Annotated in this window: 12 protein-coding genes; 2 read left to right on the forward strand and 10 right to left on the reverse strand. The window is 65.7% G+C overall.

The window, feature by feature from the left end; all coding sequences use genetic code 11:
* The coding region (gene dnaE / locus JWQ89_RS09790) for a DNA polymerase III subunit alpha (RefSeq protein WP_299640523.1) at positions 1-3,071 on the reverse strand (3,071 nt) is incomplete at its 3' end.
* Positions 3,072-3,634: 563 nt separating this feature from the next.
* Here dnaE and JWQ89_RS09795 point away from each other — a divergent pair.
* Positions 3,635-4,000: a hypothetical protein gene (locus JWQ89_RS09795; RefSeq protein WP_299640525.1), complete on the forward strand. Its 366-nt coding sequence runs from the start codon at positions 3,635-3,637 to the stop codon at positions 3,998-4,000.
* Here the strand turns inward: JWQ89_RS09795 and JWQ89_RS09800 are convergent.
* The 4 genes from JWQ89_RS09800 to proS are packed head-to-tail and all read right to left on the reverse strand — an operon-like array spanning position 3,997 to position 8,735.
* A complete protein-coding gene (locus tag JWQ89_RS09800) occupies positions 3,997-4,683 on the reverse strand; it encodes an ABC transporter ATP-binding protein (RefSeq protein ID WP_299640527.1) in 687 nt (228 codons plus the stop codon). The genes JWQ89_RS09795 and JWQ89_RS09800 overlap by 4 nt on opposite strands.
* Positions 4,676-6,031: an ABC transporter permease gene (locus tag JWQ89_RS09805; protein WP_299640530.1), complete on the reverse strand. Its 1,356-nt coding sequence runs from the start codon at positions 6,029-6,031 to the stop codon at positions 4,676-4,678. The genes JWQ89_RS09800 and JWQ89_RS09805 overlap by 8 nt, the downstream gene beginning before the upstream one ends.
* Positions 6,028-7,389 carry an FtsX-like permease family protein gene (locus tag JWQ89_RS09810; RefSeq protein ID WP_299640532.1) on the reverse strand — a complete coding sequence of 454 codons (1,362 nt, stop codon included), beginning with the start codon at positions 7,387-7,389 and terminating at the stop codon, positions 6,028-6,030. The genes JWQ89_RS09805 and JWQ89_RS09810 overlap by 4 nt, the downstream gene beginning before the upstream one ends.
* Positions 7,386-8,735: a proline--tRNA ligase gene (gene proS / locus JWQ89_RS09815; protein WP_299640533.1), complete on the reverse strand. Its 1,350-nt coding sequence runs from the start codon at positions 8,733-8,735 to the stop codon at positions 7,386-7,388. Before proS ends, JWQ89_RS09810 begins: the two co-directional genes overlap by 4 nt.
* Positions 8,736-9,119: 384 nt before the next feature.
* Between proS and JWQ89_RS09820 the strand changes: the two genes are divergently transcribed.
* On the forward strand, positions 9,120-9,440 hold the full coding sequence (locus JWQ89_RS09820; RefSeq protein WP_299640535.1) for an MmcQ/YjbR family DNA-binding protein: 321 nt from the start codon (positions 9,120-9,122) through the stop codon (positions 9,438-9,440).
* A gap of 214 nt (positions 9,441-9,654) precedes the next feature.
* Here JWQ89_RS09820 and JWQ89_RS09825 read toward each other — a convergent pair whose 3' ends face one another.
* The 5 genes from JWQ89_RS09825 to JWQ89_RS09845 all read right to left on the reverse strand — a co-directional run.
* Positions 9,655-9,903, reverse strand: coding sequence for a DUF1467 family protein (locus JWQ89_RS09825; RefSeq protein ID WP_299640537.1), 249 nt, complete (start codon positions 9,901-9,903; stop codon positions 9,655-9,657).
* Between the two features lie 9 nt (positions 9,904-9,912).
* On the reverse strand, positions 9,913-11,592 hold the full coding sequence (locus JWQ89_RS09830; RefSeq protein WP_299640539.1) for a ribonuclease J: 1,680 nt from the start codon (positions 11,590-11,592) through the stop codon (positions 9,913-9,915).
* A 2-nt stretch (positions 11,593-11,594) separates the two neighbouring features.
* Positions 11,595-12,419 carry a biotin--[acetyl-CoA-carboxylase] ligase gene (locus JWQ89_RS09835; protein ID WP_299640541.1) on the reverse strand — a complete coding sequence of 275 codons (825 nt, stop codon included), beginning with the start codon at positions 12,417-12,419 and terminating at the stop codon, positions 11,595-11,597.
* Positions 12,419-13,864 (reverse strand): NADH-quinone oxidoreductase subunit NuoN, encoded by a 1,446-nt coding sequence (gene nuoN, locus JWQ89_RS09840; protein ID WP_299640544.1) that lies wholly within the window; start codon positions 13,862-13,864, stop codon positions 12,419-12,421. Before nuoN ends, JWQ89_RS09835 begins: the two co-directional genes overlap by 1 nt.
* A 12-nt stretch (positions 13,865-13,876) precedes the next feature.
* Positions 13,877-14,549: NADH-quinone oxidoreductase subunit M (locus JWQ89_RS09845; protein ID WP_299640547.1), on the reverse strand; the 673-nt coding region annotated here is incomplete at its 5' end.

Raw genomic sequence — 14,549 nt, forward strand, 5'->3', positions numbered from 1 at the left:
GACAGGATCGCCATCGGCGTGCCCTTCTTGGTGCGCCGGTCGTTGCGGCTCCCCAGGGTCCCGGCGAGGCGCCCAGCGCTCGCGCCGGCTTCCTTCACCGCCCGCTCGAAATCGGCATAGGGCTGCACCCTGAGCCGGTCGAACAGCTCGGCGTATTGGTCGAGCGGATGGCCCGAGAGGTGGAAGCCGATGGCGCTATGCTCCCGCGCCAGCCGCTCTGCCGGTACCCAGTTCGTTACCGATTGACTGAGTGCGATGGGCTCCGGCCGGTCGGCCGCGAACATGTCCATGATGCCGTCGGCGGCGTTGGCGTTGGTACGCTGCGCCACGGCGACGATCGAGTCGATCGCGGCGAAGGCCTGCTCCCGGCGCGGCGCCAGCTGGTCGAAGGCGCCGGCGTTCACCAGGGCTTCCAGCGTGCGGCGGTTGATGATCCGGGCATCCACCCGTGCGGCGAAATCGCCGAGGTCGCTGAACGGCTTGTCGCCACGGGCCGCGACGATGTGCTCGGCCACCGCCTGCCCAACCCCCTTCACCGCGCCGATGGCGTAGAACACCTTCTTTTCGTGGGTGTTGAACACCGCGTCCGAGCGATTGACGCAGGGCGGGACGATCTCGATGGCGTGCTTCTTGGCGTCCTGGCGGAATTCGTTGAGCTTGTCGGTATTACCCATGTCGAGCGTCATGGTCGCCGCGAAGAACTCGTGCGGGTAATGCGCCTTGAGGTAGGCGGTCTGGTAGCTGACCAGGGCGTAGGTGGCGGCGTGCGACTTGTTGAAGCCGTAGTTGGCGAACTTGGCGAGGAGGTCGAAGATGGTGTCGGCAAGGCCCTTCTTGAGGCCAAAGCGGATGCAGCCCTCCTGGAAGCGCTCGCGCTGCGCGTCCATCTCGGCCTTGATCTTCTTGCCCATGGCGCGGCGCAGCATGTCGGCTTCGCCCAGCGAGTAGCCCGAGAGCAGCTGGGCGATCTGCATCACCTGCTCCTGGTAGACGATAATGCCATAGGTCTCGTCGAGGACTTCGCTGAGGGCCTCGTGCGGATACTCGATGTCCTCATCGCCGCGCTTGCGCGCGTTGAACAGCGGGATGTTCTCCATCGGGCCCGGCCGATACAGGGCCACCAGCGCGATGATGTCCTCGAAATGGTCGGGCTTCATGTCGACGAGCGCCCGGCGCATGCCGGCGCCTTCCACCTGGAACACCCCGGCCGTGTCGCCATCCGCGTAGAGCTTGTAGGTCTTCACGTCGTGGATCGGGATGTCTTCAATGCGGAAATGCCCGCCGTCCCGGTTGATCATGTCGACGGCGCGCTTGATCGTGGTCAGCGTCTTGAGGCCCAGGAAGTCGAACTTCACCAGCCCGGCCGATTCCGACCACTTCATGTTGTACTGGCTGACCGGCATGTCCGAACGCGGGTCGCGATAGAGCGGCGCCAGCTCCTGCAGTGGCCGGTCGCCGATGACGATGCCCGCGGCGTGGGTCGAGGCGTGGCGGTAAAGACCCTCGAGCTTCTGGCCGATGGCGAGGAGTTCCGCCACCTGCTCGTCCTCGTCGGCCATCATCCTAAGCTGCGGGACTTCCTTCAGCGAGCGCTCGAGCGTCCAGGGGTCGGCCGGGTTGGCCGGCACCAGCTTGGCGATGCGGTCCACTTGACCATAGGGCATCTGCAGCACGCGGCCGACGTCGCGCAGCACAGCGCGGGCCTGCAGCGTACCGAAGGTGATGATCTGAGCGACCTGCGCCTCGCCGTATTTCCGCTGGACATAGCGGATGACTTCTTCGCGGCGGTCCTGGCAGAAGTCGATGTCGAAGTCCGGCATCGACACGCGCTCTGGGTTGAGCATGCGCTCGAACAGCAGGTTGTAGCGGAGCGGATCGAGGTCGGTGATGGTCGTCGCATAGGCCACCAGCGAGCCGGCGCCCGAGCCACGTCCCGGCCCTACCGGGATGTCCTGCGCCTTGGCCCACCGGATGAAGTCGGCGACGATCAGGAAGTAGCCGGGATACTTCATCTTCTCGATGATCCCGAGCTCGAACTCGAGCCGCTCGCGATACTCGGTTTCGGTCTTGCCCGGGGCCACGCCGACAGTCCTCAGCCGTTCGTCGAGCCCGGTGCGCGCCATATCGGCGAGCGCCCGCGCCTCCGCCGCTACCGCCTCGGCATCGGTGAGGTCGGGCGTCGCTGCAAACTTCGGCAGCACCGGGTCGCGCTTCTTCGGCCGGTAACCGATGCGTTGCGCGATCTCGACCGTGCTGTCGAGCGCTTCGGGCAGGTCGGCGAAGAGCTTCTGCATCTCCTCGCGGGTCTTGAAATAGTGCTGGTCAGAGAGTTTTCGGCGCTCGGTCTGCGCCACCATGGTGCCGCCGGCGATGGCGAGCAGCGCATCATGCGCCTCGTGGTCGGCCGGACCGGGGTAGAACGGCTCGTTGGTGGCGACCAGTGGTACGCCCCGCCGGTACGCGTAGTCGATCAGCTTGGCTTCGTTGAGGGCCTCCTGCGGGCGCCCATGGCGCTGCAGCTCGACATAGAGGCGGTCGCCGAACAGCTCCTGCAGCCGATCGAGCCGCCCCAGCGCAATGGTATCCAGGTTGTTACCGAACCAGGGGTCGATGGCCCCTTCAGGCCCGCCGGTCAGGCAGATGATGCCTTCGAGCGCGTGGCGCTCCATCCAGCCGAGCTTGGCGGCGGCGCGGCCGTTCTCGCCTTCGAGATGCGACCGGCTGACCAGCCGCGACAGGTTGGCGAACCCGGCCTCGCTGGCGGCGAACAGCACCAGCCCGCCCTTGCCGTAGCGGCCGCGGTCCTGGCCGCGCTCCTGCATACGGTCCTGGCTGTCCTCCATCTCGGAGAAATCGATCGCCAGTTCCACCCCGATCAGCGGCTGAATCCCCTTCCCCGCGGCCTTCTCGGAGAATTCCAGAGCCCCGAACAGGTTGTTCGTGTCGGCTATGCCGAGAGCCGGTTGCTTGTCGGCCTTGGCCAGGTCGAGCAGCTTGGCGAGCGGCAACGCCCCCTCGAGCAGCGAGTAGGCGGAATGAACATGCAGGTGGATGAAGCCGGGACCAGCCATTCGTCGTTCCTAACCTCGTGCCGACACAACGGCCACACACGAGGACGTCAATCCACAGGCTGTCACACGAGTCGGGCCGCGATATCCATCCAGGTGAGAGACGCGACCGAAAAGCCGCAAATCGTAACGAAAGCCAGCAGATCCTTGACGAACGACAGCATCGGAACCTCCAAAGTTTCTGTTCTGTTCTTCTATGTTCTCAATATGTTCTTGTCCAGCGGCATCGAAATAGCCATCAACACGTAGTTAACGCGCAGCAAGCTGCAACCCGGCAGGATCGAAGGAGAACAAGCCGTGAACCAGCAGCCGAACGCTGAGCAATTCCATGCCCTCACCGGGGGCCGATCGTCACGAGCCCAAGTCTTGGGAGCGCGCGGCCGTTCAAGGTGGCGGGGGCGAACGAGCTGCCGTTCTGATCGGGCGAACATCGGCCAAGAATTCCCCGGCGGCGGGACAATGACCTTTCTCGATAGTGCCATCAGTTTCGCGCAAGTGACCAACGTGATGCGGTTGAAGGGCCAGGTGACTGGATTTGGCCCAAACATCCCGCTACGGCTCAGAGCATGGCGATAGATGACCGCGACCGCGAAAAGCTCGTTCGCATCCTGAAGCTGCTGGGCTCCGACCACCCGGGCGAGAGGGCGTCGGCCGCACTTGCGGCGCACCGGCTGGTCGGCTCGCTCGACGAGAACTGGGACGAGCTGCTGGATCCCAAGCCCACCAAGGTGGTGGTGCAGCGGGTGCGCGAGTGGGATGTGAACCACCGCGACGCCGCCGAAGCGCGTATCCGCCAGCTCAAGGCGACGACCGAGCGACAAGAGCGACAGATCCGCGCCCTGCGGACGCGCATCAATACCTTGAGCGACCGGGAACGCAGGCGCCGCGAGGCGGAGGTGAGCGACGCCCCGTCCGAAGCCTGGGACCGCTAGAGCGTTATCGGCTCGATCAGCCCGCCCCTGAGGGTCACGATCCGGTTGGCGCGCCGGGCGAGCTCGTGGTTGTGGGTGGCGATCAGAGCGGCGGCCCCCTCCTCGCGGATCAGCGCAGCAAGCGCGTCGAACACCACGTCGCTGGTCGAGGGGTCGAGATTGCCGGTCGGCTCGTCGGCGAGGATGATGCGGGGATGGTTGGCGGCGGCGCGAGCGATGGCGACGCGCTGCTGTTCGCCGCCCGAAAGCTCCGCCGGCCGGTGCTGGGCCCGCGGGCCAATGCCGAGGATTTCGAGGAGCTCCATTGCCCGCTTCTCGGCCGCAGCCTTGTCATAGCCGGCGATGAGCTGCGGCATGGCGACGTTCTCGAGCGCCGAGAACTCGGGAAGCAGATGATGGAACTGGTAGACGTAGCCGATGGTGTCGCGCCGCAGCAGCGTGCGCCCGCGCTCGTTGAGCTTGCTGGTGGGTATGCCGGTGATATCCACTTCGCCGGCCTGCGGCCGCTCGAGCAGGCCCGAGATGTGGAGCAGCGTCGATTTGCCGGCGCCCGACGGCGCGACGATGGCGACGAGTTCGCCGCCCCTGACCTCGAGGTCGGCCGCTTCCAGCACGCGCACCAGCGTCTCGCCGTCCCCGTAGTGGCGATGCACCTTGGTGAGTTTGAGATGGACGTCACTCATAGCGCAGGGCCTCGACGGGATCGTATTGAGCGGCGCGCCAGGCGGGATAGAGCGTCGCGAGGAAGCTGAGGCCGAGCGCCACCGCGACGATCATCGCCACCTCGGAGGGGTTGGTGCGGCTGGGCAGCGAGGAGAGGAAGAACACTTCGGGCGGAAAGATGGTGATGCCGAGCAGGCTCGAGAGGAACGCCCGGATTGGCTCGGCATTGGCGGCGATCACCAGCCCGAGCGCCAGCCCGATCAGCGTGCCGCCGACCCCGATCGCCACTCCGGCAATGCCGAAGATCCGCATGATGGCGCCGCGCGTCGCGCCCATGGTGCGGAGCACCGCAATATCGGTGCCCTTGTCCTTCACCAGCATGATGAGGCTGGAGATGATGTTGAAGGCGGCAACGACGATGATCATCGAGAGGATGACGAACATCACCGTGCCCTGCGTCTGCAGCGCATCGAAGAAATTCTGGTGCTGCTGGCGCCAGTCCGAGAGGATCAGCGGGCGCTCGATCTGCTGGCCGATTTTCAGCCGCATCGAGTCTATGGCGCCGGGGTCGGCGATGAAGATCTCGATGGCGGTGGCCCGGTAGATACGGTCGTAGGCCGCCTCGCGCTCCTCCTCGGTGGCATCGACGGCAGGCACCTTGGCATCGGGCCTCAGAACCCGCTCGAACATGTCGAGATAGTCCTGCGCGGCGCGCAGCGGCATGTAGAGGTAGAAGCTGTCGAACTCGGTCATCCCGAGGTCGAAGATCACCTGCACCCGGTAGGAGCGGGTGCGCGGCCGGTTGCCGCCCTGCGCGCCCTCGGTGTCGGGAGTGAGCAGGGTAACCGGATCGCCGATGTTCACCTTGAGCTTTTCGGCGAGGCGCTTGCCGATGGCGACGCCATTGCCGTCGTCCCAGCCGTCCCAGTGGCCGAGGATCGCGCCGTCATGCAAGAGCTTCAGCTTCTCGATCGAGCCGAGCGATACGCCGCGCACGATCACGCCGGTGGAGTCGGCCTTGGCGCCGGACGCCAGCGCCTGGCCCTCGACATAGGGGATCGCCGCCACGACTCCGTCGACGCTCTGGATCTGGAAGGCGGACTGGTCGTAGTCGGTGAAGCGGGCTTCGATCGGATAGGCGGAGAAATGGCCGTTTAGGCCGAGGAGCTTGGCGACGATCTCGGCATTGAAGCCGTTCATCACCGAGGTGACGACGATCAGTGCCGCGACGCCGAGCGCGATGCCGGTCAGAGTCAGGCCGGCGATGACCGAGACGAAGCGGTCGCGCCGGCGGGCCCGGAGGTAGCGGCCAGCCACCATGAACTCGAAGCGCGAGAAGGGCCCGGGATCGGCGGCGCCATCGGTCATTGGTGCAGCCCCTCGATCGGGTCGAGCCGGGCGGCGCGCCATGCCGGATAGAGCGTGGCGAGGAAGGTGAGGCCCAGCGACAGCAGCACCACGAGGACCACCTCGCCGGTATCGACCCGCGACGGGAGGCTGGACAACAGGAACAGTTCGGGCGGGAAGATCGCGATGTCGAGGAAGTTGGAGATGGCGGACCGGATCGCCTCGACGTTGATGGCGACCACCAGCCCGAGGATCAGCCCGAGCAGCGTGCCCGAGAGGCCGATGGCGAAGCCCGTCATCGAGAAGATGCGGAGGATCGAGGAGCGGGTTGCGCCCATGGTGCGCAGCACCGCGATGTCCGGGCCCTTGTCCTTCACCAGCATGACGAGGCTGGCGATGATGTTGAAGGCGGCAACGAGGATGATCAGCGACAGGATGACGAACATCACCACCCGCTCGACCTGCAGCGCGGAAAAGAACGTGGCGTTGCGCTGCTGCCAGTCGGCGATGGCGAAGGGGCGGTCGAGCGATGCCTGGAGCTTGTCACGCATGCCGGCGATGTTGTCGGGGTCGGCGACGAAGACCTCGACGCCGGTCGCCTGGTAGGCGCGCTCGTAGGCGGCATCGATCTCTTCGTCGGTCGCCATGACGCCAGGCATCACGGCGCCGGGCCTCAGCTTGTCCTCGTAGAGGCGGAAATAGGCCTGCGCCGCCTGCATCGGAAGGTAGACGTAGAAGCCGTCATACTCGGGCATGCCGATATTGAAGATGACGTTGACCGGCAGCGTCCGCTCCGCCGGCGTCCGGCCGAAGGGGGTGGGCGTGCCGTTGGGATTGATGATGGTGATCTGGTCGCCGATGGTGAGGCCCAAGCGCTCGGCCAGCCGCTGGCCGATGGCGGCGCCCTGCCCCGCGTCCCACTGGCCCCAGCCGCCGAGCACCGCGCCGTCGCGCAGCAGCTCGAGCTTTTGGAGCGAGGCCTCGCTGATGCCGCGCACCACGACGCCGGTGGCGCTCGAGAGGCCGGAGGCGAGCGCCTGGCCCTCGACATAGGGGACGGCGTAGCGGACACCCCCCACGCCTTCGAGGCGCGTCACCACGTCATTGTAGTCGTCGAACCCCTCGTCGATCGTCTGGACGACGAAATGCCCGTTGAGGCCGAGGATCTTGCTGAGCAGTTCGGTGCGGAAGCCGTTCATCACCGACATCACGACGATCAGCGTCGCGACACCGAGCACCACGCCTAGCAGCGTCAGCACCGCAATCACCGAGACGAACCGCTCCTTGCGGCGGGCCCGCAGGTAGCGGCCCGCCACCAGGAACTCGAAGCGCGAGAACGGTCCCGGCCCCTTCGCCGCGATGGGCGGGAGTGGGGTCAAACGCTGTCCCGCCGCTGCGGCACGATCAGCCGCTTGAGCCGGCCGACCGCCTCTTCGACCGACAGCGTCTCGCGCTCGCCGGACTTGCGGTGCTTGATCTCGACCTGGCCTTCCTTGAGCCCGCGCGGCCCGACGATCAGCTGGTACGGGATGCCGATCAGGTCGGCCGCGGCGAACTTGCCGCCGGCGCCCTGGTCGCGATCGTCGAGCAGCGCGTCGATGCCCTCGAGCTTGAGGTCCTCGTAGAGCCGCTCGGACGCCTTGTCGCTCTCGGCGTCGCCGACCTTGAGGTTGATCACTACGGCTTCGAAGGGCGCGACGCTCACCGGCCAGATGATGCCGGCCTCGTCATGCGACGCTTCGATGATCGCCGGCACGAGGCGGGTCGGGCCGATGCCGTAGCTGCCCATCTGTACCTCGACGGCCTGCCCGTCGGGGCCAGTAACGGTTGCCTTCATCGGCTTGGAATACGTGGTGCCAAAAAAGAAGATGTGGCCGACCTCGATGCCGCGGGCGGCGAGCTGGTGTTCCGGATCGACGGCGGCCTTGAACCCCGCTTCGTCGGTCATTTCGTCAGTGGCGGCAAAGAGCGACGTCCAGTCCTTGAAGATGGGTGTCAGGTCGGAGCGGAAATCGGTGTCGATCTCCGGAATCGGCTTATCCACAAGGCGCTTGTCGAGGAACACCGCACTCTCACCGGTATCGGCGAGAACGTGGAACTCATAGCTCATGTCGCCGCCGATCGGGCCGGTATCGGCACGCATCGGCACGCCGACCAGACCCATGCGGTGGAAGGTGCGCAGGTACGCGACGAACATGCGGTAGAAGGCCTGGATGGCGCTGGCCTCGTCGAGGTCGAACGAGTAGGCGTCCTTCATCAGGAATTCGCGGCTGCGCATGGTGCCGAAGCGCGGCCGCACCTCGTCGCGGAACTTCCACTGCACATGGTAGAGGTTCAGCGGCAGGTCCTTGTAGGACTTGACGTAGGTCCGGAAGATGTCGGTGATCACCTCCTCGTTGGTCGGCCCGAACAGCATGTCGCGCTCGTGGCGATCCTCGATGCGCAGCATCTCCTTGCCGTAGGCGTTGTACCGGCCACTTTCCTTCCACAGATCGGCGGACTGGATGGTCGGCATCAACAGCTGGATCGCGCCGGAGCGGTTCTGCTCTTCCTCGATGATCTTGACGATCTTGTTGAGCACCTTGAAGCCGAGCGGCAGCCACGCGTAACTGCCGGCTGCCTGCTGCTTGATCATGCCGGCACGCAGCATGAGCTGGTGCGACGCGATTTCGGCTTCCTTCGGCGTCTCCTTCAGGAGGGGCAGGAAGTAGCGGCTCAAACGCATGGATGGTCCTCGATGGCGCCGGATTCGGTTGGCAAACCCTATAGCGCAATGCGCGCAAAAGTGGAGCCCGCAAAAGCGCGCGAAACTTAGGCAAACACTTGGGCGTGCGGCCGTTTTACGCAGCTTCGGAACACGGCCGGTGATTGATTCAAGCCCATGTAAAATTGCGATGGCTGCCATGCAGAATCCGCTTGGCAGCCCCAGATTCAGTTGTTAGGGTCCCTCGCCATAAGAACACAGGCAACCGCAAGTTGCCGGACGTCGACAACGTCAAGGGAGGAGCGTTGGCAGCCACCTAACCGTGTGCCTAAGACCAACGTATTGTCGAAAAACTCTTCAAAGCAGGGCTTAGGCCCTGCTTTTTTCATTTCCGGTAAAGCAGAGATGACAGGTTCTTCTGTACTGAGGGAAATTGCACTGTCGCTGCCCGGGACTACGGAAGCGGCACATTTCGACAGGCGGGCATTCAAGGTGGCGCGCATCTACGCCACGCTTGCCGCCGATGGGCTCACGGCGAACCTCCGGTTCACGCCCGACGAGCAGGAGTTCAAGGTGATGCTGGCGCCGGAGGCGTTCAGGCCCATCGACAATGCATGGGGCCGGCAGGGCTGGACCATGGTGCAACTGGAGGCGATTGGCGAAGCGGAGCTGCGGGCGGCGCTGGAGATGGCGTACGCGCATGCGGTGTCGAAAAAGGGACGGTAGGTTCGCCGAACGCTTGACTGCAGGGCGGGTTGGCGCTGCTACTGCGCAATCTGTGCACTCGCCGAGCACTTGGTCTGCGGAGGAAGCAGGTGCCAGCCCGACACGCGGTGTCATTCCCGCGAAAGCGGGAACCTCGGTTTCCCACCTGCGGCACGATCCCAAACGGAGGTTCCCGCTTTCGCGGGAATGACTCCGAGTTCAACCTGCCCAACCGCTACCGCCAGTACTCCCGCAGCCAGTCGGCGCTCAGGCCCCAGAGCAGCAGCCCCGTGACGACCGCCGCCAGCACCGTCGTGATCAGCAGCTTGGGCCAGAACCTGAATATGCCGGCGGGAGCGCCGCGCTCGGTGCCTTGCGTCCATTGGCCGGCATCGACCTGGTTGCGCACCTTGAACGGCAGCACCAGGAACAGGCAGATCCACCAGGCGACGAAGTAGATGGCGAAGTAGGTGCCGATTTGCATGGCGCAAACTCAGACGCGATGAACGAAGATGGTTACGTTGGGTTTGCGGCCCCAATAGGACGACACCTCGCTGCGTACCGCCCGCTGCAGGGCGGTGTTGACCATCTCTGGGTCGCTGCGGCGCTTGGGCGGGATCGACTTCAGCGTTCCGGTGACCGAGCGGCGGATGAGCTGCGGGAGCGACTCGTCGTCGTCCTCGACATCGGGCAGCCCCTCGATCACTAGTTCCGGGCCGGCGAGGATCAGGCCGCTCGAATTGACGCAGAGGCTGACCACGATGTGGCCGCCGAAGCTGAGCCGGCGGCGGCCCTTTACGCCGCTCTCCTCGGGCGTGCAGAGCACGTTCCCATCGAGATAGAGCTGGCCGACGCGGACCTCCCCGGGGAACTGCGTGGTGTTGGGGAACAGCCGCACCATGTCGCCGTTGCGGGCGTGGACCACCGTCTCGATGCCATGCTGCCGACCGAGCAGCGCATGGGCCTCGAGATGCGCCGCCTCGCCGTGCACCGGGATCAGCACGTCGGGCTTGATCATGTCGTAGAGCCGCTTCAGCTCCTCGCGGCGCGGGTGGCCGGTGGTGTGGACAAGACCGTGCGTCTGGGTGATCACGTCGACGCCGCGGTCGATCAGGAGGTTCTGGATGTCGATGACCTCGCGCTCGTTGCCCGGGATGGCCCAGGACGAGAAGATCACCCGGTCCCCGGCATTGAGCGAGATCTCGGGGTGCTCTTCGCGGGCAATCCGGGCGATGGCGGCCCGCGCCTCGCCCTGGCTGCCGGTGCAGAGGAGAACCACCTTGTTGCGCGGCAGGGTCTTGTACTCGTTCTGGTCGAGGAACGGATCGATCCCTTCCAGCATGCCGAGTTCGCGCGCGATGCCGCTGATGCGGTGCAGCGCCCGGCCCGACATGACGACCTTGCGCCCGGCCTTCTGGGCGGCGCGGGCGACCGAGATCACCCGGCCGACATTGGAGGCGAAGGTGGTGACGGCGACGCGATGCGGCGACTCCGCGATCAGTGCGGCAAGGGTCGAGGCGACCTCGTCCTCGGAGGGGCTGGTGCCGTCCTTCATCGCATTGGTGGAGTCGCAGATCAGGGCGATCGGGCTCGAGCGGTCCTCGCCGATCCGGCCGAATCGACCGACATCGGTCGGGGGCGCGCCGACCGGATGCGGGTCGAGCTTCCAGTCGCCGGTATGGACCACACGGCCGACCGGCGTGGTGATCAGCAGCGCGCAACTCTCCGGGATCGAGTGCGCGACGTTGATCGCCTCGATCGTGAACGGCCCGACGGTGAAAGGCTTCCCCACCCGCATCGGCCGCACTTCGACTTCCTCGACGATTCCCTCCGAGGCGCGCTTGGCGCTCAGCATCGCCTCGGTAAAGGCGGTGGCGTAGACCGGGCGATCGAAGGCCGGCCACAGGTCGAGCACGGCCCCATAGTGGTCCTCGTGGCTGTGGGTGAGGACGAGCGCCAGGATGTCGTCGGCGTTCTCCTCGAGGAACGCCGGATCGGGCAGGATCAGCTCGACACCCGGCTCTTCCGGGCCGGCAAAGGTCACGCCGCAATCGACGACGATCCATTTGCGGCCGCGTTCCGGCCCGAAGCCGTACGCCGCCATGTTCATGCCGATCTCACCCACGCCGCCGAGCGGCACGAAGACCAGTTCGTCGGGTCTCGTCTTGGCCATCTTCAGCTCCTGAGGCTTGCGGTCGTACCGAAATGCACGTCACCGGCGGTGATGGCGATGCGACTGTTATCATTGGCGCGGACGATCAGTCGCCCCGCCTCGTCAATGGATTCAAATATGCCGCGGACGACATCGCCGTCGCGGTTCACTGCAACTTCGGCGCCGATGCCGGCGGCGGCATTGCGCCAGAACTCGAGGATCTGGCTGATGCCCCTGCCCCGGTCCCAGATCTCGATCGCGTCGACCCAGGCATCGGACAGCGCGCCGAACACGGTCTCCGCGCCGATATCGAGCCCGAGGCCGCGCAGCGACGTCGCCGGATAGGGCAGCCCCTCTGGCGCCGCGACCACGTTGACGCCGAAGCCGATGACGATCGCCATGCCGCCGTCCGGGCGCTTCTGCGCCTCGAGCAGGATGCCGGCGAGTTTGGCGCCATCGGCCAGCACATCGTTCGGCCACTTTAGCGCGATGCGGCCCTGCGCGTGATCGGCGCCGTCGATGCCGGTCTTGAGCCGGGCCCCGGGCACGACTTCGCTCAGCGCCCGATTGAGCGCCACGCCGGCGACGAAGCCGAGGGTCGCCGATATCGCCGGATCGGCGTCGGGGACGATCAGCAGGCTCGCGGCGAGATTGCCGTGCACGGTCTGCCACGGGCGACCGCGACGGCCGCGCCCGGCCGTCTGCTGCAGCGCGCAGAACCAGACGTCGCCGATGTCGCCCGCCTGGGCGGCTCGTGCTGCCTCGGTCGAGGTCGACCCGACGCTATCGAAGCCGTGGAGCCGATAGCCGCGCGATGATGCCCTCGTCCCTAGCCAGAAACCCGCCACTAGAACAGGCTTCCGGCCGCGCTATGGGCGGCCGCGGTCAGCGGCGCACCCACCGTGACGAAATAGGTGACGATGAGGAATCCGATGCCGGCCATGACGACGTTGAGCTCGCCCGGCACGGCAGCGAACTTCGCCACCGGCTCGTCGAAATACATCACCTTGACGATACGCAGGTAATAGAACGCGCTCACCGCCGAGGCGAGGACGCCGATGACCGCGAGGACGAAGAGGTTCTGCTCGATCGCGGCGAGGAACACCTGCCACTTGGCGAAGAACCCGGCGAGCGGCGGCATGCCGATCAGCGAGAACATCAGGATGGCGATGATGGCGGCGACGAACGGCCGGCGCTGCGCGAGGCCCGCCAGCTCGCTGATCGTCTCCACCGGACCGTTCTCGGTCCGCAGTGCCAGCACGCAGGCGAAGATGCCCACCGTCATAGCGATATAGACCGCCATGTAGATGGCGACGCCCTCGACCCCGACCTCGGTGCCGGCCGAGAGGCCGACCAGCGCGAAGCCGACATGGCCGATGGAGGAATAAGCCAGCAATCGCTTGAGGTTATTCTGGCCGATCGCGGCGAAGGCGGCGAGCACCATCGAGGCGATTGAGAGGAAGATGACGATCTGCTGCCAGTCGTGGGTGATCGGGCCGAAGCTGACCGTGGTGACGCGGATGAACAGCGCCATGGCGGCGACCTTGGGGGCGGCCGAGAAGAAGGCCGTGACCGGGGTCGGCGCGCCCTCGTAGACGTCGGGCGTCCACATGTGGAACGGCACGGCGGAGATCTTGAAGGCGATGCCCGCCAATAGGAAAACCATGCCGAAGATCAAGCCGATTGAGCGTGTATCCAGCGTTACGGCAGCTACAATCTGGTCCAGTTGAGTGGTGCCGGTGAAGCCGTAGACCAGCGAGGCGCCATAGAGCAGCATCCCGGAGCTGAGAGCGCCGAGGACGAAGTATTTGATGCCCGCCTCGGTGGCCCTAGGATCGTCGCGCTTCATCGCGGCGACGACGTAGAGCGCGAGGCTCTGGAGCTCGAGGCCGACATAGAGGGTCATCAGGTCGTTGGCCGAGACCATGACCATCATGCCAAGCGTCGCCAGCAGCACGAGGAGGGAGTACTCGAACTTGTCGATGCCGTGCTCCTTGGCGTTCGACAGCGAGATCAGCACGGTCGCCGCGGCGCCGCCGAGCACCAGGGCCTTCATGTACCTGGCGAAGCCGTCGACGATGAAGCCGCCGTTGAACAGGATGCCCGTCGCCGGCTGCAGCAGCAGCACGGCGAGCACCGCGATCAGCAGCGCGATGCCGACGATGGCCACAGCGGTCGAGCTGATGTTCTTCCAGAACAGCGCGACGAGCAGGAGCGCCACCGCGCCGATGGCGAGCAGCAGTTCCGGATAGGCGGGTGCGAGCGAAGCAAAGCTCGATACGTCGGACAGCATGCCCGTCTTCTCCTAGTGGCCGACGTCCGCGACGGCTGCCGGGGCGGCGCCGATGGCGTTGGCGAAGTTTTCCGCGACGAGGTTCACCGAAGCGGCGGTCGCATCGAGGATCGGCGCGGGATAGAAGCCGAAGAGGATGGTGAGGACCACCAGCGGCACCAGCACCGCGATTTCGCGCCGGTCGAGATCGAGTATGCCCTTGAGCGACTCCTTGGTGAAGGCGCCGAAGATCACCCGCCGATAGAGCCACAGCGCGTACGCAGCCGACAGGATGACCCCGAACGCAGCGAAGAATGCCACCCAGGTATTGGCCTGGAAGGCCCCGAACATGGTGAGGAACTCACCGACGAAGCCCGAGGTGCCCGGCAAGCCCACGTTCGCCATGGTGAAGATCATGAAGGCGAAGGCGTAGCGCGGCATGCGTTCGACGAGGCCGCCATAGGCCGCGATCTCGCGGGTGTGCATCCGGTCGTAGACGACACCGACGCAGAGGAAGAGCGCGGCGGAAACGACGCCGTGCGAGATCATCTGGAAGATGGCGCCGTGGATGCCGTAAATGTTGCCCGAGAAGATGCCCATGGTGACGAAGCCCATGTGGGCGACGGACGAGTAGGCGATCAGCTTCTTGATGTCGGTCTGCACCAGCGCGATCAGCGAGGTGACGATGATGGCTGCGACCGAGAGC

Origin of the sequence: Devosia sp. (assembly GCF_028290645.1) — a bacterium.
Taxonomy (GTDB): Bacteria; Pseudomonadota; Alphaproteobacteria; order Rhizobiales; family Devosiaceae; genus Devosia_A.